The following is a 20,212-nucleotide window of genomic DNA, read 5'->3' as shown; positions in this document are numbered from 1 at the left end:
TCAAAACAAAGTTTTGTCTTTCCTCTTGCCTCTTGCTTCTACCAATCTTAAAAAAAGAAAAACAAATGAAAACAGCATATATAGTAAAAGCATATAGAACAGCAGTTGGAAAAGCTCCAAAAGGTGTTTTTAGATTTAAAAGACCTGATGAATTAGCTGCAGAAACCATTCAATTTATGATGGACGAACTGCCTAATTTTGATAAAAAACGTATTGATGACGTTATGGTAGGAAATGCCATGCCGGAAGCAGAACAAGGTTTGAACGTTGGACGTTTGATCTCTTTAATGGGATTAAAAGTAGAAGATGTTCCTGGTGTAACTGTAAACCGTTACTGTGCATCTGGATTAGAAACTATCGGAATGGCGACTGCTAAAATCCAAGCTGGAATGGCAGATTGTATCATCGCTGGTGGTGCAGAAAGCATGAGTTATATTCCGATGGGAGGTTACAAACCAACTCCGGATTATAAAGTTGCGGCTGCAGGTCACGAAGATTACTACTGGGGAATGGGTTTAACTGCTGAAGCGGTGGCAAACCAATACAAAATCTCAAGAGAAGACCAAGATGAGTTTGCATACAACTCTCACATGAAAGCATTAAAAGCTCAGGCAGAAGGAAAATTCGACAAACAAATCGTTCCTATTACTGTTGAGCAGACTTTCATCAACGAAAATGGTAAAAAAGAAACAAAATCATATGTTGTAAATAAAGATGAAGGACCAAGAGCAGGAACTTCTAAAGAGGCTTTAGCAGGTTTAAAACCAGTTTTCGCCGCTGGCGGAAGTGTAACTGCGGGTAACTCTTCTCAAATGAGCGACGGTGCAGCATTCGTTTTAATCATGAGCGAAGAAATGGTAAAAGAATTAAACCTTGAACCAATTGCACGTTTAGTAAACTTTGCGTCTTCTGGTGTTGAGCCGAGAATCATGGGTATCGGACCTGTAAAAGCAATTCCGAAAGCCTTAAAACAAGCAGGATTAACATTAAACGATATCGAGTTAATCGAATTAAACGAGGCTTTTGCTTCACAAGCTTTAGCAGTTACTCGCGAATTAAATATTAACCCTGAAATCGTAAACGTAAACGGTGGAGCAATTTCTTTAGGTCACCCTCTAGGATGTACTGGTGCTAAACTTTCTGTTCAGTTATTTGATGAAATGAAACGCAGAGGTAATAAGTACGGAATCGTTTCGATGTGCGTGGGAACTGGACAAGGAAGTGCTGGGATTTACGAGGTGCTATAAGACTTTTTAGAGGAAAGAAGCAAGAGGAAAGACTTTCTCTTTGGGATAAAAGTTAGCCTGAGATGGATATTTTTAAAAGTAGTAAAAAACTTACTTTTAATTTTTCTTCTTATCTTGCCTCAAAAAAAATGAAACACAATTTCAAGAATTTGAAAATTTGGATTTTAGCTATGGAAATTACAAACGATATCTATAAACTAACTTCTACTTTTCCAAAATCAGAAACATATAGTTTATCAAATCAAATGAATAGATGTTCTGTTTCAATGCCTTCTAATATTGCTGAAGGTTCAAACAGAGGAAATAAACACTTTCAGCATTATTTGAATATTAGTTTAGGTTCGTCATTTGAATTACAAACACAATTGTTGATAGCTTGTCAAAATGATTATCTATCCAAAACAAAAACAGAAGAAATAGAAAACAAAATAATTGAATTTCAAAGGATGACAACAGGTTTCATAAGTAAGTTGAATTAAAATCTTGCTTCTTCCTTCTTTCATCTTTTACCTAAAAACATAAGCAATGGCAGATACAATCGAAAAAAACGTGACTCGTGGTGGTCAGTTTTTAGTTAAAGAAACAAAATGCGAGGATGTCTTCACACCAGAAGATTTCTCGGAAGAGCAGTTAATGATGCGTGACTCTGTAAAAGAGTTCGTAGACAAAGAATTATGGGCGCATAAAGATCGTTTTGAGAAAAAAGATTACGCTTATACAGAAGCTTCTATGCGTAAAGCTGGTGAACTTGGACTTCTTGGAGTTGCAGTTCCAGAAGAATACGGCGGATTAGGAATGGGATTTGTTTCTACAATGCTAGTTTGTGACTACATTTCTGGAGCAACAGGTTCTTTCTCAACTGCTTTTGGTGCGCACACTGGAATTGGAACTATGCCAATTACACTTTACGGATCTGAACAGCAAAAGAAAAAATACGTTCCGTTACTGGCTTCTGGAGAATGGTTTGGCGCTTACTGTTTAACTGAGCCAGGTGCAGGATCTGACGCTAACTCAGGAAAAACGAAAGCGGTTTTATCTGAAGACGGAAAATACTACTCTATCACTGGACAAAAAATGTGGATTTCGAATGCAGGTTTCTGCAGCGTTTTCATCGTTTTTGCTCGTATTGGAGATGATAAAAATATTACAGGTTTCATCGTAGAAAACGATCCAGCAAACGGAATTTCTATGAATGAAGAAGAGCATAAATTAGGAATCCGTGCTTCTTCTACTCGTCAGGTTTTCTTCAACGAAACAAAAGTTCCAGTTGAAAACATGTTATCTGAAAGAGGAAACGGTTTCAAAATCGCAATGAATGCTTTAAACGTTGGGCGTATTAAATTGGCTGCAGCTTGTTTAGATGCTCAAAGAAGAGTTACTTCTGGAGCTGTTAAATATGCTAACGAAAGAATTCAGTTCAACACTTCTATTTCAACTTTTGGAGCTATTCGTTCTAAACTAGCTGAAATGGCAACTAACGCTTATGCTGGAGAAAGTGCTTCTTACCGTGCTGCAAAAGACATCGAAGATAGAATCGCTGCTCGTGAAGCTGAAGGAACTTCTCACCAAGAAGCAGAATTAAAAGGTGTTGAAGAATATGCTATCGAGTGTTCCATCTTGAAAGTTGCTGTTTCTGAAGACGTTCAAAACTGTTCTGATGAAGGTATTCAGGTTTTTGGTGGAATGGGATTCTCTGAAGATACTCCAATGGAAAGCGCTTGGAGAGACGCTCGTATCGCTCGTATCTACGAAGGTACAAACGAAATCAACAGAATGCTTTCTGTAGGTATGTTGATCAAAAAAGCAATGAAAGGACACGTTGATTTACTTGGACCAGCAATGAAAGTTCAAGAAGAATTAATGGGAATTCCATCTTTTGATACTCCAGACTACTCTGAGCTGTTCTCTGAAGAAAAAGTAATCGTAGCTAACTTGAAAAAAGTTTTCTTAATGGTTGCTGGAAGCGCTGTTCAAAAATACGGTCCAGAATTAGATTCTCACCAACAATTATTAATGGCTGCTGCTGATATCTTAATCGAAATCTACATGGCTGAAAGTACAATTCTTAGAACTGAGAAATTGGCTAAAAAAGAAGGTGAAGATAAAGTACAAGAGCAAATCGCTATGGCAAAATTATACTTGTATAAAGCAGTAGATATTGTAAACTTAAGAGGAAAAGAAGGAATTGCTTCTTTCTCTGAAGGAGACGAACAACGTATGATGTTAATGGGACTTAAACGTTTCACTAAATATACTAACCTGCCAAATGTTGTGGCACTTAGAGAAAAAATTGCAGAAAAATTAGTTGCAGAAAACACTTACTGTTTCTAATTTCAAAATAGTTTTTAGATTTTAATTTGTTATAAACCCGCACAAGTCCGAAACTGTGCGGGTTTATTTTTTTTATTTTTAAAATAGAGAGATTTTAACTACAATTCGCAAGTTTTTTGCATCAATTTGCAAAATATTCGTTAAAATTATTATTTAACTTGATTAGACATAGTAAAATATCAAATTTATTGCAGTACTTTTAGCTTTCTAAAAAACTATAAAAAACCAGAAAATGAAACAAACTACTCTAATTGCTTTATTTTTAATGTGTTTTAGTATCTCCAATACTTTTGCTCAAAAAAATAAAAAAATGGACATTATTGCCTATTACACAGGCGATTCTAAACTAATTGATGAATACGAAGTTGGTAAATTAGACCAAATCATTTTTAGTTTCTGTCATTTAAAAGATGGTAAACTTACAGTTGATTCTCCTAAGGATTCAATTACCATTAAGCATTTAGTTTCGCTAAAAGCTAAAAATCCACAATTAAAGATTATCGTATCACTTGGTGGCTGGGGCGGTTGCGAACCTTGCTCTGCTGCTTTTTCTACTGCTGAAGGGCGTTTAAAATTTGCAAAATCAGTAAAGCAATTAAGTGATTCTTACAAGATTGACGGTTTAGATTTAGATTGGGAATATCCATCAATCGAAGGACTTCCTGGTCATTTATACCAACCAGCTGATAAACCTAATTTTACTGAATTGATTAAAATATTACGTTCTACTTTAGGAAAAAAATATGAATTAAGCTTTGCAGCAGGAGGTTTCCAGAAATGTTTAGATGAATCTATAGATTGGAAAGCTGTTGCTCCATTTGTAAACCGTATTAATATTATGAGTTATGATTTAGTAAACGGATATTCAAAAGTTACAGGTCATCATACTCCATTGTACAGTACAAATCCTAAAGAAGAGTCTACTGATAGAGCTGTTGAATTTTTATTAAAAGCTGGTGTTCCTGCTGAAAAATTAGTAATTGGAGGTGCGTTTTATACAAGACAATGGAAGAACGTAGAAAACATCAATAACGGATTATATCAGGCTGGAGAGCACTTTCAAGGTGTTGACTTTAAAAACTATGCTACAACATACACGGAGGCTAACGGCTGGAAATATTTTTATGATGAAAAAGCTCAAGCTCCATATTGGTATAACGCTTCAACAAAAACTTTTGCGACATCAGATGATTTAAGATCTATCAAAGCAAAAGCTGAATATGCAAAAGCTAAAAAATTAGGCGGAATTATGTTTTGGGAACTTACTTTAGACAGCTTCCGCGACGGAATGGTAAACGAAATTTACAAAGTAAAAACAGGAAAATAATCTTCGTTTTTTGTATATAAAAGAGGCAGTTGAATATAATCAACTGCCTTTTCTATTTTTTCTATAATAGTAAAATTTTATTGCACTTTCGATTTATCTAATTCCCCAATAAACGGAATAGCCTCCAATATTTCACTGCGAATAATAGTCTGAAGATAAACTTCCAACTGAATAAATTTGGCAGCATTAATTGACCCTATTGCTTTTTTAGCTTTTGAATATGTCTTGCAATAAAGCTTCTCATAAGCGATATGATTTTTCAAAGTTCCTTTGGCCAATTCATCAGCTTTGGCATCAGTCAACGTTTCATAATTGGCTGCATAATCATTAATCAATTTAAACTTGGTTTGTCCCAATACTTTTCGCTGTGTTTCATAATCATCATACACTTTAGCAAAAGCAGTCGCCTGAACATCAGACAAATTCATGTATTGTTTTACTAATTCACTTTTAGATTTTCCATAAACACTCTGCACTACTTCCAAATCTTCCGTAAAAGAAGATTGCGCATAAGATGAAAACGAGGCAATTGCCAAAATAAGGATAAGACTTAATTTTTTCATGGTTTCAATTTTAAATTTGTTTTTAAAAAATAATATGCTCTTCTCAAATATACTGATTTTTAACACATTAACACTTATAAATTAAAAAAATGAATATTGATAAGCCAGAGACAAAGCATAATAATTAAGTCCATTATTAGTGTATGCTCCTACATGATATTGTAATCTTATTGATTGTCCTTTTGCAATAGGCGTAGAAAAAGTTCCTCCTACTCTCCAATTATCGATTTGGCTGTCATCTGAAACTCCATCGGTTATCGTTTTTCCTCCAAAAAACCAATTGGTATTAAACCCAACCCACATTTGATTTTTAAAGTAATAACTCGCATGTGCCTGAAGACTATAAGTAGATTTCTGCTCGAGTTTTTTACCCATAAAATCATTATTATCAGTATAAAACCAAATTCCTGCATAAGCTTCAGCATACAAATGAGTAAAACGTTTAGAAACACCTATTTCAGGTTTAAATCCCCAACGGTTTGTTCCTATATTAACTTGTTTGTCAGAATAATATTTTCCTGTTGGAATTGAAGTTACAAAACTAACTCCCAAAATAGTTTTTTGCTGAAAATCACGAAATTCTGATTTATCCAAAGCGGGAGATCCGAGAAGATTAACTCCAAATCGAATCTTCGTATCTGCAAAACCTGTTCTTGAACCCGTTATCAATTCATCATTAATCGTTGCTGCTCCATCCATAAATGAATAAGGAAGAGTAACTTGTATACGAGCCAGTTTTTCAAAAAAACTAAATGTTCTAATATAATTTACTGCAAGATTGTGACTTTTAAGCGAGAAATCTTTTATGGGAAGCGAAGGGTCTGTCAATACATTTCCATTCGTAAAAACATAACCTGCCGCCACAACATTTAGATCTTTCGGAACATTAGCGTACGATCTTGGTTCTAGATCTTGACTATAGGAACTATATATTCCAAAAAGTAAAAACAAAGTAATCTGTCTTTTTTTAAAGAACCAAAACATTTTTCTTACCATACATTCCAACAAATTTGCGACAAGTTTATTAAATAAATTACTCCGCTTTTTTTTCCTTTTCTTCTGGAGCACGGATAATTCCATCATAGCTAATTGGCGCTCTGTTATTGCTATTTACAGATAATGTTGCCGTTCCGTTATAGAATATTCTAAACATCAGATCATAAGTATCGTTCTGTCCTTTTACAGTTGTCTGAAAATTAATGTTTTTCGATTTTTTCCCGACCTTAATATTTTCCGGTTTACCTTCAAATTTAATTCCGCCATCACCATTGTATCCCACATTAAAAGCACGTCCAAAAAAGGGTAAATCACATGAAACAGTATCACTATTAAATTTCAAGAAATAAGAATAATCATTTAAAATAATTAATCTTCCTCCTTGAGGAGTAACTTTTTGTGCTTCAAAAACAAAAGTCTTGGCATCAATCAATTCTTCAATTTCCTTTTGCTTTTTTTGAGCTTCTTCTGCCTTAAGTTCTTTCTTAGTTTTCTGTTGAGCCAAAGCGGGGAAACTTAAAAAACATACTAACAATAAAACGGATAATTTAGCTGACATAAAATATAGATTAAATAGAATTATTTTTCTTTTTTGGTAAAACGCATCATGGCAATATCTCCAGAAATAAAATTTAAAGTTTTACCATCATCAGTAATATCAAATGATGTTATCTTTTGAAGAGTATTCATATAAACCTGCTCTCCTTGATTATCTATACACATCATCTTAGTGACTGCCATTGGTTGTGTAAAATCAATTTTATTATCAGTTACAACCAATTTACCGGTGTAAGAATTGCAACTGTTATTTCCTGAAACCCTATTCTCTTTTGTATCAAAATTTATAGTAGGCTTTTTGTTAGGATAGAGACCGTCAAAGGTAATTCTAGGGCCAGTAATATAATTTAGTTCCCAAGTGCCGTCAAGTTTCGAAGCAGTATCAGTTTTTTTGTTTTTAGAACTATTGCAGGAAAACAATATTAAACTAAAAAAAACGAGGGTAAAAATCTTTTTCATCATAATCTTAAACATTAAATATGAACAAGTTAAAGAAGTATGGATTCTAAAAAAATACATAGAAACTATAACGAATTTAAGCAATATTTTTGGGTTTTGTGCTCAATCGGTATTAAATTATAACGTATAGTTTGACTTTTTTTTAACTTTTAGAGCTAATGTATTCCGTTATTTTATGTTAAATTTACTTAATCTTTAATTAAAAATGCCCGTAAATATGAAAAAACTAATCGTTTCTTTCGCTATAATTACAGCTTTAATCGTTGGCTGTAAGACAAATAACAAATCAAATGACGCAAAAACTTTAACTGTTGCCTTAGAACCAAAAAGCAATAGCAAGGTTGGCGGAACAGCTGTTTTTACAGAAAAAAATGGCAAAGTTACCGTTGTTGCAAAAATGACTGGACTTGAGCCAGGAGTACATGCAATTCACATTCATGAAAAAGCTGATTGTAGCTCTGCAGATGGAAGTTCTGCTGGCGGACACTGGAACCCAACATTTAAAAAACATGGAAAATGGGGAGTTGGTGAATACCATAAAGGAGATATCGGAAACTTCACTGCTGATGCAAAAGGTAATGGTTCTATCACATTAACTACAGATGAATGGTGTATTGGATGCGGAGACAGCAACAAAGATATTCTTGGAAAAGGTTTAATTGTACACGCAGGAACAGATGATTTTACAACTCAACCAACTGGAAATGCGGGAGGAAGAGTTGCTTGTGCAGGAATTATCAAATAAGAAAAATCATAATAACCGTTATATTTTCACAAAATATAGCGGTTATTTCATTTAAAATTAATTCTAAAACAAGAAAAAGACATAGCTTTGCATCAGCAAAATTAAGTCAATGATTAACCCATCAGCACCAGGCTGGATAGATAAGTTTTTTAGTGAACAAAAGTTTTCAGAGGCGATTCCTTTTGAAACTGTAGATTCTTTTTACTATAAAGTAAGAGAAACGGGATTTATTTATGGACATATCATTGCTATAGACTCGCAGATTCCAATTCCAATTAAAGGATGGTTTAAAACCGAAATTTCTAAGACAGCGTTACTAAATACGCTTTATCATGTTTTCTGCCTAGAAAAAAGAAATTCGGAACCTAAAAATTTCATTTCAGAAGTTTTAAAGTTTTATAAGCAAATGAATCCAGAAGGATTTAATTTGTTTAAAATCTTGTTACCAAAAGACACTCCTTCCCTATCTCTTGAAAATATAATTGATCAAAGAGTTCAAACAAATGATAGTATCATCAGCAAAAACTTTTCGCATTTGGTAACCAATGCTTTATTGTTTATTGATGTTTTGGCTTTTAGACAATATTTGGAACATGGCGAAATTCCTGAAAAATACTTAAAACGTATTGAAGAAACAGTTTTAGGAATAGTTGGTTTGGCTTTAAAAACAAAAACAGTTAAATCACAACATGACGATTTATTGATTAAGCTTTTTGAAGCTTCTATTCGATATTCTAAATTTTCAAAAGTTACCGTTGATACTTTAGAAAACTTACAATTACATTATTTCAGTAATAAATTGGAGCAATATTATCTAATTGATATGGCTGGAATGGCTCTTTGGAGCGATGGTGTTGTAGAAAATGAAGAAGCTTACTTTTTATATTCTTTAGGCACCACAATGGGAGTTCCTGATGATTTTGTAACCAAAAGTATGGATACCACTAATACTTTTATTACAACTCACAAAAAGAAGATTCCATATTTTAATTACTCAAATCCTGTTAAACATTTCTATGATCAAATGACGCATAGCGTTGTAAAACTGATAACTAGAAACAAAAACAGGTTAATTAGAGAAATTATGCAAAGTAAAGAACTTGTAGTTTTACTGGCATATTCTACGACTAGAGATTTAGACGCAAAAGAGAAGAAAAAAGTTAAAAAACAGCTTTTAGATATTTGTAAAACCATTCCGTCACTGACAATATTTTTACTCCCAGGAGGAAGTTTATTGCTGCCTATATTAATCAAGTTTATTCCAACAATGCTTCCATCAGCATTTAATGAAAACTTAGACGAAAACGAATAAAAAAAATCGCCCTTTTTAAGAGGGCGATTTTTTTTCTATCTATTAAAGATCCAATTGGTAAACTTCATCTAGTTCATCGTTCGAAGCGATATTTACATCTAAATCGGTTACAAAACCTGAATTTAATCCGTAAACCCAACCGTGAAGCATTAAATCTTGTCCGTTTTTCCAAGCATTCTGAACAATTGACGTTTTTGCCAAGTTGTAAACCTGTTCTTTAGTATTGATTTCAACAAAAGCGTTAAAACGCTCTTCTTCGTTCTCAATCGAATTCAAATATTTATCATGCAAACGATATTCATCTTTAATGTGACGAAGCCAGTTGTCAATAATCCCAACAGATTGATGTCCCATTGCAGCTTTTACACCTCCGCATCCGTAGTGTCCGCACACGATAATATGTTTAATTTTCAAAACATTTACAGCATAATCTAAAACACTCAACATATTCATATCAGAGTGTACAACCATGTTGGCAATATTACGGTGAACGAATACTTCTCCTGGTTTTGCACCAACAATTTCGTTTGCAGGAACACGGCTGTCAGAACACCCGATCCATAATAATGGAGGCTGTTGCCCTTTTGCCAAATCAGCGAAATAATTAGGATCTTTTGCTAATGAAGTTTCAACCCACTTTTTATTATTTTCTAATAACTGCTCATAAAATTTTCTCATTTTTTTCTTTTTTGTGTGGTAATTTCTAAGTTATAATAGTCTCAAAAAATGAACTTGAATGTAAAGTTACCTAAATTTTGAGACTTCTTTCGCTTTAAAAGCGCCTTATTTTAATTATTCGCCTCTAACAACTTCTTTTTGAACTACTTCTCTTTTTGCCACATCATAATAATGTTCAATCGTAACATGATTATTATTTTCTGGCGTATTTTCTAGTTCGTAAGCTTCTTTAAAGCCTTTTAGCTTCACTTTGATATTTTCATCAATTGCTCTCGTTTCTTTAAATTCACGAATTAAATCTAATACATCATGCGCAATATATTCCGTATCATGCGCATTGATAATTAATTTGGAATTTTCCGGAATCTCGCTTAAAGTTTGTTTGATAGCAGCTTTATTTAAAAATGAAACCTCCTGTGCTAAATCGATATGAATAATATCACCATCCTCATATTCTTCTTTTTTGAATATGTAGGCTCTCTTAAGATTTCCTCTTAAAACAAAAATAATACTAATGATAATTCCTAACGCAACACCTTTTAGCAAATCTGTCGCAACGACAAAGACCAAAGTTGCAATAAAAGGGACAAACTGGTATTTCCCCTTTTTCCAGAAATGCATAAAGGTTGCTGGTTTAGCTAATTTATATCCAACTAAGATCAAAACCGTAGCCAAAGTTGCCAATGGAATTTTGTTTAAAATCATCGGAATAGATAATACACTTATTAATAGTAGTACACCATGAATAATAGTGGACATTTTCGATTTTGCGCCTGCATTATTATTTGCCGACGAACGCACCACAACAGAAGTCATCGGAAGTCCACCTAAAAGCGAACTAACCACATTTCCAATACCTTGTGCTCTCAGCTCAACATTGGTATCTGTATATCGTTTTTGAATATCCATTCTGTCTGAAGCTTCGATACATAAAAGTGTTTCAATAGAAGCCACAATTGCAATGGTAAGACCAACAACCCAAACCTGAGGATTAGTAACTGAAGCAAAATTGGGCATGATAATAATCGATTTAAAATCATCAAAAGATTTTGGAACTGGCAAAGAAACCAAATGTTCTTTTGCGATTGCCAAACTACTTCCTGTTGATATAAATATTTCGTTTAAAACCACTCCAAGTATTACAGCAACTAATGCGCCTGGAACTAATTTTATTCTTTTTAGAAATGAAACTCTTTCCCAAGAAAGCAAAATTATCAATGATACAACTGTAACCACAACCGCTCCTAATTGAATATGATTTAAAACATCAAATAGAAATGAAAATGAATTACTTCCATCATTTTGTATAAAAGCTTGATCTCCTTCATAATCTGCATCGTAACCAAAAGCATGCGGTATTTGTTTTAGAATAATGATAATTCCAATACCTGCCAACATTCCTTCAATTACGTTTGTCGGAAAATAGTTAGATATACTTCCGGCTTTTAAGAATCCTAAAGCTAATTGAATCAATCCAGCAATAAAAACTGACATTAAAAAAACATCAAAAGCTCCTAAATCGGTTATAGCGGTTAGAACGATAGCTGTTAAACCAGCAGCTGGACCTGAAACACTAATGTGCGATTGGCTTAAATATCCAACTACGATACCGCCCACAACACCAGCAATAATTCCAGAAAATAATGGCGCTCCAGAAGCCATTGCAATACCTAAACACAACGGAAGAGCCACCAAGAAAACCACTAAACCTGAGGCAAAATCAGATTTAAGGTTGGCAAAAAGATTGATTTTTTTTGTCATAATACAATACTAAAAAATTATTCATTAAAGATTTACCGCATCTCAAAAATGAAATGTGGTTAAAGATCAAAATAATCGGAAGTATTATACTAAATTGGGAGGTGGAGCAAATATGCTCGGAGAAATATTGTCAAGTTTTACAATATTTTCAGAAATAATTGTTTTCTTCTCGATGCAAACCGGAATTAAAACTTCATGTTCTAAAATAGTAGGATGAACTACGTTTTTAAGTTCTTTATGAACTTCTTCTTCAGAAATACTAAAAGATATAGCCGCGCCATTTCCTTTCTTTAACGCCTGAACAATTGTTGGAGTCGATAAGAAAGCAATGAATATGAATAATAATATGCGGGCTACGAATTTCATCAAAACAAAAATAGCGTTAAACAAATAAAATCAAAGAAATTTTTATAGAAATTTAACATAAACAAAAAAGCAGAACGCAATTTTTATGCCGTTCTGCTTATAATTTACTAAAAAACAATAACTTAAAGAGTCTCTTCAAGCCATGCATTCATCATCCAGATTGTTTTTTCTTGTTCTGAAATGAAGTCACTCATCATAGAATTGGTTCCTTCATCATTGATTTCGTCAGATTTGTTTAATATTTCTCTTTCAATTTTCAATAGATCTGACAAAGAATGAACAATTAGCTGAACAGCTTTTTCATCATTAGAAATGTTTTTTCCAACAGTCAATTTATTGTTTTTGATATAGTCGTCAAAAGTATGCAAAGGTGTTCCTCCAATTGTCAAAACTCTTTCGGCTATCATATCTATTTTTAATTGCGCATCAGTATATAATTCTTCGAATTTTACATGTAAATCAAAAAAACGTTTACCACGAATGTTCCAATGAATTCCTCTCAAATTTTGATAATATACTTGAAAATTTGACAAAAGCACATTCAGTTCTTTTACTAATAATTCTGATTCTTTTACAGGTAATCCTAAAATATTTGTTTTCATAATCTCTTTTTTACACTAATTTACTACAAAATTAAAGTAACTTTCATAAAATAAATATAAATAAAAATTATATTTTCTTATTTTTGCATCACAAATTACTATCAACATGACTATAACTCAATTACAATATGTGTTAGCAGTTGCCGAACACAAAAACTTCACACTTGCAGCCGAAAAATGCTTTGTAACACAGCCAACATTAAGTATGCAAATACAAAAGATTGAAGAAGAGCTCAATATCTTAATATTTGACAGAAGCAAAAAACCTATTCAACTTACTGATATTGGTCAGAAAATAGTAAATCAGGCAAAAAACATTGTTAATGAAGCTGATCGTATTAAAGATATTGTAGAACAGCAGAAAGGTTTTATTGGAGGAGAATTTCGCTTAGGAATTATTCCGACAATTATGCCAACGCTTCTGCCTATGTTTTTGAATAATTTCATTAAAAAATATCCAAAAGTTAAACTTTTAATTGAGGAGCTTAATACAGAAGAAATTATTGTAAAGCTTAAAAACGGTCATTTAGATGCTGCAATTGCTGCTACTCCACTAGAAGATGAAAAGATTAAAGAAATCGTTTTGTATTTCGAACCTTTTGTAGCTTACATTCCAGAACAACATGCTGTTTTTGGGAAACAAGAATTGGAGGTTTCTGATTTAAATCTAAACGAAATTTTGCTCTTGCAAGACGGGCATTGTTTTAGAGATGGCATTTTAAATCTTTGCAAAAGTGTTTCTGATGCCGATCAGAGTAATTTCCAGATTCAAAGCGGTAGTTTTGAAACCTTAATTAAATTAGCCGACGAAGGTTTAGGCACAACATTACTTCCGTACTTGCACACCTTAGACTTAAAAGAATCCGATAAACTGAAACTTCGAAACTTTAAGGAACCAAAACCTGCTCGAGAGGTAAGTTTGATTTACCCAAAGAGCGAATTAAAAATGCAAATCATTGACGCAATCCGATCTACAATTGCTGGCGTTGTAAAGGGCGCAATTGTTTTTCAGAACGTTCAAATCATAAGTCCGCTACAAAAGAAAGCGTAAATAAAAAAGGAGCCAAATTGGCTCCTTTTTTTATACTTTAATTAGTAGTAGACTTTGTTTTAATTCTGGTTTTTCGATTACAAAACTTAATAACCATTCTTGTAATTGCTCCATTTCGTAAGGTAACAGTGTCTTGATAGCTTTTTCTAACTCTTTGCAGAAAAGTATCGGATCGAAACTAACTCTTTCAAGTATTGATTTCGTGTAATCAAACATCATTTTTGACATAATAAAATAAGATTTTCGGGGGTTATCTAATTTTTTAAACTCGAGCCAAATTTAAACAATTAACAAACATAAATTTCATTTTTAACTATTTTTTTTCAAAAGTTTAGCAACGAATACGTTTTCTTAAAACATATAAATCAATATAGAATCATTCTAAACAACTCATTTTTAAAGGCTTTTAGTGGCTCTAAACATTTCTCTTTTACCAGGAGGACCAGCTAATTTTTCTACGGTAAATCCTACAGAAATCATACTTCTTTTAACAACTCCGCGGGCTGCATAGGTAACTAAAACTCCATTAGGTTTTAAACTATTGTACATTTTCTGAAAAATTTCTGTACTCCAAAGCTCCGGCTGCACTCTGTATCCGAAGGCATCAAAGTAAATCAAATCAAAAATTTCAAAATCGTCTATTTCATCAAAAAATTGTTTCCTTTTGGTTAACGAGAACTGGTCGCAAATTTCTATTTTTTCGTTCCATTTCGATTTATGCATTTTCTCAAAAATGTTACTAAATTCCAATGCATTTAATTCTTCGGCATAATTCATTTCTAAAATTTCATCGGCGTCAACTGGATAAGCTTCTACTCCAACGTAATCGATTTTTTGATTTTTTTTAATGGCTTCTAAAAAAGTAATAAAAGCATTTAATCCTGTACCAAAACCGATCTCCAATATACTAATTGGTTTTTCAAACAAAGAAAGTCCGTTTTTTATAAATACGTGTTTTGCTTCTTGAATCGCGCCGTGTTTAGAATGATAACATTCATCCCATTCTGGCAAACGAATTGTAGTTGAGCCATCTAGCGTTTTAATTATTTCTCTTTTCACTTTTTCGAAATTTATAATCGATTTTTATTGATTTTCAAGGTATTTTAATATTCAAATTTAGTCAAAACTAATGCGTAAAGCCTTAAAAATCGATAGTTTTTTCATAAATTATTTATAAAAATCAACTAAATATTTGAGTTTATTATAGGATAAATAAATCTCAGTCAAAACCAGTAAATAATGAATTTTCACTAAGTATTTTACATATTTTTACTTAATTTTGCATTCTATAAATTCTATTTTCCATGATATCATCACTTTAGTTTTACTACAGTGAAAAATATCTCACAAAAAACTTACAGAACTATGAGTACAACTCAAACAAGCAAAATTGAAATCATAAAAGCTACTTCTACGAAAATAAACGAAGTAGATTTTGAAAACTTAAGTTTTGGTGCTGTATTTACAGACCATTTATTCGAATGCGATTTTAAAAACGGGCAATGGCAAAATCCTGTCATTAAACCTTATGCTCCTATTTTGATGGATCCATCTTCAAAAGTCTTCCATTACGGACAAGCTATTTTTGAAGGAATGAAAGCTTATAAAGATGACAATAATGATGTTTGGTTGTTTAGACCAGATGAAAACTATAACCGTTTTAATAAATCTGCTGTAAGAATGGCGATGCCAGAAGTTCCTGAAGCTATTTTTATGGATGGTTTAAATGAATTATTAAAATTAGACAAAGATTGGATTCAAAGAGGTAACGGCGCAAGTATGTACATCCGTCCTTTTATGATTGCTACAGGTCCTGGAGTTATCGCAAATCCATCTGATGAATATAAATTCATGATTTTACTTTCTCCAGCAAAAGCATATTATGGAGGAGAAGTAAAAGTAATTATTGCCGAGCATTTCAGTAGAGCTGCAAATGGCGGAATCGGAGCTGCAAAAGCTGCTGGTAACTATGCTGCGCAATTTTACCCAACTAACTTGGCGAACAAAGACGGTTTCCAACAAGTTATCTGGACTGATGATGCTACACATACAAAACTAGAAGAAGCAGGAACAATGAACGTTTTCTTCAGAATTAATGATACATTATTAACAGCTCCAACAAGTGAAAGAATTTTAGATGGTGTTACCAGAAAAAGTTTGATTGCTATGGCTGAAAAAGAAGGTTTAAAAGTTGATGTTCGTCCAGTAATTGTTTCTGAATTGGTTGAAGCGGCTAAAAACGGATCTTTAAAAGAAATCTTTGGTGCAGGAACTGCTGCTGTTATTAGCGTTATTAAAGGATTTTCATATAAAGATGAATATTATGAAATGGCTCCAATTGAGAATTCTTATGCTTCATTCTTAAAAGAGAAATTAACAAATCTTCAAAACAAACTTTCTGAAGATACTTTTGGATGGACAGTTAAAGTACAATAATTCCAAAACCATATAAAATGAGAAACCCGATAAATTTAGTTTTATCGGGTTTCTTTTTTATATCATTATTCCGTAAAATAAATTGTAAACACATAGCTATGTGTATTGATGCAAGTGAAAAGTCTTTTTTTTAATCTGCAAAAAACTATGTTTCTATGTGTTTAAATATACTTTTTCTATAATAATTTAGAAAAATCAGGTTTAAAATAGTTTGGGCCTTTCATTACCTTTCCGTCTTCGCGGTAAATTGGTTTTCCGTCTTCTCCTAATTTACTCATATTGCTACGTTGAATTTCATCAAAAACAGCTTCAATTTTATCTTGAAGACCATGCTCAATAATTGTTCCGCATAAAATATACATCATATCGCCAAGAGCATCTGCAATTTCAACTATATCATTATTCTGAACCGCTTCGTAATATTCCTCATTTTCTTCCTTCATTAAATTATAGCGAAGTAATTTCTTTTCTGCTCCCACATCGGCAATTGGAGTTGTGCTATGACCAATTTTAAAGGCAGTGTGAAATTCTGTTACGGCGTCGAGTTGTTTTTTCATATATGTAGGTTTCCTTTTTTTTGCTAATATAAGTCACTTTCTAATAAATTCGAAAATTTATTGGATGAAATGAAAAGCCAATTTAGCAGCAAATCGTATACAATTTTCTAAATTTGTCGAAAATAATTTTAAAACTATGTTTAGTCAAGGACAAATACTATTTGGAGTATGCTTTTTTATTGCATTTGTAATCATAATGATTTTTGCTTATCGAAAGGATTTAGCGTTGCATAAAATCTTTTACAAAGGAAATTATAAAGTACTTGTTGCCTTCTTACTCTTTATTGCTATTTTATTTTTGATTAAAATATTCTTTAAAAGATAATTTATAAAATTAAATAGAGTCTGTTTTTTTTATTAAAAAAGATTAATCGCTATAAAATAAAACCTAATAATTATTGGTTATTAGTAAGACTGACGATAAAATTTATAACTTTACGAACCAAACAATCTACCAATGAAAATTCTTAAGTATTTATTTCTTTTTGCATTACTAAGCTTTGTTGCTCTTACTGTTTTTGTTGCTACTCAAAAAGGAAATTTCTCTGTAGAAAGAAGTAAAGTTATTAATTCGCCTCGTTCGACAGTTTACAACTATCTTAATGACTTTAGAAATTACGAAGACTTCGAATCTTGGTCGGTTGAAGATCCTACTATAAAAATGACTTTTGCAAATAAAACAAGCGGAAATGGCGCTTCGTTTTATTGGGATGGTGTCGATGGAAAAGGAAATGCTATTACACTTAAAACAAAAGAAGGAGAAAGCATTGCTCAAAAAATGCAATATGACGGCACTGAAGCCGATGTAAGCTGGACTTTAAAAGATACTTTAAACGGAAAAACAAAAGTTACCTGGAAAGGAACTGGAACAATGAGTTTCTTGTTTAAAATTTATACTGCCTTGCATGGTGGTTCTGATAAAGTTATTGGAACTATTTATGAAAAAAGCTTAGTAAATATTGACAAAAACCTAGATTACGAAACCAAAACTTACGCTGTAAAAGTTGATGGAGTAGTTAAGAAAACGGAAACTCCATATATTCGTCAAACCTTTACAAGTGAAATCGCAAAAGTTAATAAGAATGCAAGAATTGTAATTCCGAAACTAATACACTTTAGCGAGACAAATGGTTTATCTGCTAATGGAAAACCGTTTATCATTTACCATACTTATGATACAAATACTGGTTTAGCAAAAATCTCAATTTGTTTGCCAATTAATAAAGAAATATCAATTAGCTCTGGAAGCGATATTTCATCTGGAAAACTAAATGGTTTTGATGCCGTAAAAACAACTCTTAATGGAGATTACTCGCATAGAAATGAAGCTATTGCTAAAACAACGGCTTACATCAATAATCAAAAAATAATTCCAGATTTGAGTTGGTCTCATCTTGAAATTTGGACGTTAAGCAAATTAGATGTAAAAGCTTCATCTAAATTAGTTACAGAAATTTATTTCCCTATAAAACCAAAAGTAGTTCCTGTCGTAACTGAGCCTGTTTACACACCAGAAACACCAAGCGAAACTCAAGGAGAAACTCCAAGCGAGCCTCGCCCAGAACCACGAAAAGAACCAGTTAAAAAGAAACCTGCTCCTGCTCCAACTCCTGCAGAGACAGAAGAAGACTCAGAATTTTAAATTTCAAAGGCTTATTAAACCTTTTGTTTACAATTCAGTCTAATGTATATTAAGAAGGTTTACATAACAAAAAAGTTTGATAGACGAGAAGGAATTTATAAAACAATTATTAGACCCTCAAACGCAAAATACAGCGTTTCAAAAACTCTTGTCCGATTATCAGCGTCCGCTGTATTCTCATATTCGAAATATTGTTTTGAATCATGATGATGCAGATGATGTCTTGCAGAACACTTTTATAAAAGTCTTTCAATATCTTAAAAACTTTAAAGGAGAAAGTAAACTCTTTTCTTGGATGTATCGTATTGCAACAAATGAAGCTTTGACATTTCTGTCTCAAAAAGCAAAATTGAGCGGTATCTCATCTGAAGATCTTCAAAATAAAACCATTGATAATTTAAAAGCTGATCTTTATTTTGATGGAGATGAAATACAGATAAAACTTCAAAAAGCAATTGTAACGCTTCCAGAAAAACAGCAATTAGTTTTCAAAATGAAATATTTTGAAGAATTAAAATACGAAGAAATAGCTGAAATTTTAGGGACTTCGGTGGGTGCTTTAAAAGCATCCTATCATCATGCAGTAAAAAAAATTGAATTATATGTTACATCAAATTAAACCTTTGGTAACTAAAACTATCTTATAGATATTATGAAAACATTTAAATTAGAAAACGAACCAAAAATAAAATCTGGATTTAAGACTCCAGACAATTATTTTGATGATTTTTCAGAAAAGGTTTTACAGCAATTAGATCAAAAAGAGGTTAAAGTAATTCCTTTTTACAAACGCAAAAAAACAATTTCTTTGGCTGCTGCCGCATTAATTGGTTTTGCTTTAATGATTCCGATCGTGAATAATTATAGAGCAACATCAAATGATCTTGACGAGGCTACATTGGAAACTTATTTATCTTATCAATCTAATATAAGTCAATACGATTTAATTCAAAAATTAGACGATAGCGATATCGAAAAATTAAACAACGACATAACTCTGGAAGACGAAACTTTAGAAGACATTTTATCCACAAGTCCGAATATAGAACATCTGATTTCAGAACAAAATTAAACTCAACTTAACTCAACAACTTAACTTAGCAATGAAAATAAAAAACATTTTACCGCTACTGCTCTTTCTGACAAGTATTTCCTTTTTTGCCCAAAATGGAAAAATTGATGAAAAACGTGAAAAAATCAAAGCTTTTAAAGTTTCATTTTTAACTACAGAATTAGAATTAACTTCTACAGAAGCTGAAAAATTCTGGCCAATATACAATGCTTATGACGACAAACAATTTGAGTTGAGGCATTTTAAAATGAAAACTTACCTGAAAAAGCTAAACGATGACAATCTAAAAAATCTTTCAGAAAAAGAAGCAGCGACATTATTATCTCAGATAGAAAGTACTGATAAGGAATTATATCAACTTAGAGAAAAATTTATGAGTAATGTAAAAAAGGTACTTTCTCCGAAGAAAATATTATTACTCAAAAAATCTGAAGATGATTTTAGCCGAAAATTGTTACAGCAATATCGCGATAAAGGCAACAAAGACTAGATAGCAAAGAAACAACAGC

General features: G+C 32.3%; 24 protein-coding genes. 13 read left to right on the top strand and 11 right to left on the bottom strand.

The window, feature by feature from the left end; translation table 11 throughout:
• The first annotated feature begins 65 nt into the window (after nt 1-65).
• The 4 genes from HNP35_RS09755 (at nt 66) to HNP35_RS09740 (ending at nt 4,905) form a co-directional block, all read left to right on the top strand.
• A complete protein-coding gene (locus tag HNP35_RS09755; protein ID WP_184160806.1) occupies nt 66-1,247 on the top strand; it encodes a thiolase family protein in 1,182 nt (393 codons plus the stop codon).
• Between the two features lie 128 nt (nt 1,248-1,375).
• Nucleotides 1,376-1,726 (top strand): four helix bundle protein, encoded by a 351-nt coding sequence (locus HNP35_RS09750; RefSeq protein ID WP_184160803.1) that lies wholly within the window; start codon nt 1,376-1,378, stop codon nt 1,724-1,726.
• 46 nt (nt 1,727-1,772) lie between these two features.
• On the top strand, nt 1,773-3,578 hold the full coding sequence (locus HNP35_RS09745) for an acyl-CoA dehydrogenase family protein (RefSeq protein ID WP_184160800.1): 1,806 nt from the start codon (nt 1,773-1,775) through the stop codon (nt 3,576-3,578).
• A gap of 232 nt (nt 3,579-3,810) precedes the next feature.
• Nucleotides 3,811-4,905 carry a glycoside hydrolase family 18 protein gene (locus HNP35_RS09740; RefSeq protein WP_184160798.1) on the top strand — a complete coding sequence of 365 codons (1,095 nt, stop codon included), beginning with the start codon at nt 3,811-3,813 and terminating at the stop codon, nt 4,903-4,905.
• Between the two features lie 77 nt (nt 4,906-4,982).
• On the opposite strand, the gene HNP35_RS09735 is transcribed toward HNP35_RS09740, so the two are convergent.
• The 4 genes from HNP35_RS09735 to HNP35_RS09720 form a co-directional block, all read right to left on the bottom strand.
• Nucleotides 4,983-5,468 (bottom strand): hypothetical protein, encoded by a 486-nt coding sequence (locus HNP35_RS09735; RefSeq protein WP_184160794.1) that lies wholly within the window; start codon nt 5,466-5,468, stop codon nt 4,983-4,985.
• An 81-nt stretch (nt 5,469-5,549) separates the two neighbouring features.
• Nucleotides 5,550-6,452, bottom strand: a complete 903-nt coding sequence (locus HNP35_RS09730) for a transporter (protein ID WP_246453431.1) — start codon at nt 6,450-6,452, stop codon at nt 5,550-5,552.
• Between the two features lie 49 nt (nt 6,453-6,501).
• The gene (locus tag HNP35_RS09725; RefSeq protein ID WP_184160788.1) at nt 6,502-7,023 is read right to left on the bottom strand and encodes a DUF4251 domain-containing protein; all 522 of its coding nucleotides are present in this window, start codon (nt 7,021-7,023) and stop codon (nt 6,502-6,504) included.
• Between the two features lie 20 nt (nt 7,024-7,043).
• A complete protein-coding gene (locus HNP35_RS09720; protein ID WP_184160785.1) occupies nt 7,044-7,484 on the bottom strand; it encodes an META domain-containing protein in 441 nt (146 codons plus the stop codon).
• Nucleotides 7,485-7,698: 214 nt separating this feature from the next.
• Between HNP35_RS09720 and HNP35_RS09715 the strand changes: the two genes are divergently transcribed.
• Nucleotides 7,699-8,226 carry a superoxide dismutase family protein gene (locus HNP35_RS09715; RefSeq protein WP_184160782.1) on the top strand — a complete coding sequence of 176 codons (528 nt, stop codon included), beginning with the start codon at nt 7,699-7,701 and terminating at the stop codon, nt 8,224-8,226.
• 109 nt (nt 8,227-8,335) lie between these two features.
• On the top strand, nt 8,336-9,538 hold the full coding sequence (locus tag HNP35_RS09710; protein ID WP_184160779.1) for an LETM1-related biofilm-associated protein: 1,203 nt from the start codon (nt 8,336-8,338) through the stop codon (nt 9,536-9,538).
• A gap of 42 nt (nt 9,539-9,580) precedes the next feature.
• Here the strand turns inward: HNP35_RS09710 and can are convergent, their stop codons facing one another.
• From can to HNP35_RS09690, 4 genes are all read right to left on the bottom strand, one after another.
• Entirely contained in the window at nt 9,581-10,216 is a 636-nt protein-coding gene (gene can / locus HNP35_RS09705; protein ID WP_184160776.1) for a carbonate dehydratase, read from the bottom strand.
• Between the two features lie 114 nt (nt 10,217-10,330).
• Nucleotides 10,331-11,977, bottom strand: coding sequence for a SulP family inorganic anion transporter (locus HNP35_RS09700; RefSeq protein WP_184160773.1), 1,647 nt, complete (start codon nt 11,975-11,977; stop codon nt 10,331-10,333).
• An 84-nt stretch (nt 11,978-12,061) separates the two neighbouring features.
• Complete coding sequence (locus HNP35_RS09695; protein WP_246453454.1) at nt 12,062-12,343, bottom strand: hypothetical protein; 282 nt, start codon at nt 12,341-12,343, stop codon at nt 12,062-12,064.
• 122 nt (nt 12,344-12,465) lie between these two features.
• Complete coding sequence (locus HNP35_RS09690) at nt 12,466-12,945, bottom strand: Dps family protein (RefSeq protein ID WP_184160767.1); 480 nt, start codon at nt 12,943-12,945, stop codon at nt 12,466-12,468.
• A 106-nt stretch (nt 12,946-13,051) separates the two neighbouring features.
• Here HNP35_RS09690 and HNP35_RS09685 point away from each other — a divergent pair, with 106 nt between their 5' ends.
• Complete coding sequence (locus HNP35_RS09685) at nt 13,052-13,996, top strand: LysR substrate-binding domain-containing protein (RefSeq protein ID WP_184160764.1); 945 nt, start codon at nt 13,052-13,054, stop codon at nt 13,994-13,996.
• 30 nt (nt 13,997-14,026) lie between these two features.
• On the opposite strand, the gene HNP35_RS09680 is transcribed toward HNP35_RS09685, so the two are convergent.
• The gene (locus tag HNP35_RS09680; RefSeq protein WP_184160761.1) at nt 14,027-14,224 is read right to left on the bottom strand and encodes a hypothetical protein; all 198 of its coding nucleotides are present in this window, start codon (nt 14,222-14,224) and stop codon (nt 14,027-14,029) included.
• Between the two features lie 168 nt (nt 14,225-14,392).
• Entirely contained in the window at nt 14,393-15,055 is a 663-nt protein-coding gene (gene mnmD, locus HNP35_RS09675; RefSeq protein WP_184160758.1) for a tRNA (5-methylaminomethyl-2-thiouridine)(34)-methyltransferase MnmD, read from the bottom strand.
• A gap of 306 nt (nt 15,056-15,361) precedes the next feature.
• On the opposite strand from mnmD, the gene HNP35_RS09670 reads away from it, so the two are divergent.
• Nucleotides 15,362-16,432: a branched-chain amino acid aminotransferase gene (locus HNP35_RS09670; RefSeq protein ID WP_184160755.1), complete on the top strand. Its 1,071-nt coding sequence runs from the start codon at nt 15,362-15,364 to the stop codon at nt 16,430-16,432.
• A gap of 176 nt (nt 16,433-16,608) precedes the next feature.
• On the opposite strand, the gene HNP35_RS09665 is transcribed toward HNP35_RS09670, so the two are convergent.
• Nucleotides 16,609-16,989, bottom strand: a complete 381-nt coding sequence (locus HNP35_RS09665) for a nucleoside triphosphate pyrophosphohydrolase family protein (protein ID WP_184160752.1) — start codon at nt 16,987-16,989, stop codon at nt 16,609-16,611.
• 136 nt (nt 16,990-17,125) lie between these two features.
• On the opposite strand from HNP35_RS09665, the gene HNP35_RS23775 reads away from it, so the two are divergent.
• The 5 genes from HNP35_RS23775 to HNP35_RS09645 all read left to right on the top strand — a co-directional run bounded on the left by HNP35_RS23775 (nt 17,126) and on the right by HNP35_RS09645 (nt 20,193).
• Nucleotides 17,126-17,314, top strand: coding sequence for a hypothetical protein (locus tag HNP35_RS23775; RefSeq protein ID WP_246453428.1), 189 nt, complete (start codon nt 17,126-17,128; stop codon nt 17,312-17,314).
• Between the two features lie 132 nt (nt 17,315-17,446).
• Nucleotides 17,447-18,631, top strand: coding sequence for an SRPBCC family protein (locus HNP35_RS09660; protein ID WP_184160749.1), 1,185 nt, complete (start codon nt 17,447-17,449; stop codon nt 18,629-18,631).
• A 76-nt stretch (nt 18,632-18,707) separates the two neighbouring features.
• A complete protein-coding gene (locus tag HNP35_RS09655; protein ID WP_184160746.1) occupies nt 18,708-19,250 on the top strand; it encodes an RNA polymerase sigma factor in 543 nt (180 codons plus the stop codon).
• Between the two features lie 33 nt (nt 19,251-19,283).
• Nucleotides 19,284-19,703 (top strand): hypothetical protein, encoded by a 420-nt coding sequence (locus HNP35_RS09650; protein ID WP_184160743.1) that lies wholly within the window; start codon nt 19,284-19,286, stop codon nt 19,701-19,703.
• Between the two features lie 31 nt (nt 19,704-19,734).
• Nucleotides 19,735-20,193 carry a sensor of ECF-type sigma factor gene (locus HNP35_RS09645; RefSeq protein ID WP_184160740.1) on the top strand — a complete coding sequence of 153 codons (459 nt, stop codon included), beginning with the start codon at nt 19,735-19,737 and terminating at the stop codon, nt 20,191-20,193.
• Nucleotides 20,194-20,212: the final 19 nt, after the last annotated feature.

It is taken from the genome of Flavobacterium notoginsengisoli (assembly GCF_014207905.1).
GTDB lineage: Bacteria > Bacteroidota > Bacteroidia > Flavobacteriales > Flavobacteriaceae > Flavobacterium > Flavobacterium notoginsengisoli_A.
Note: the sequence above shows the minus strand (reverse complement) of the source record. Positions and strands in the feature narration are given on the sequence as shown.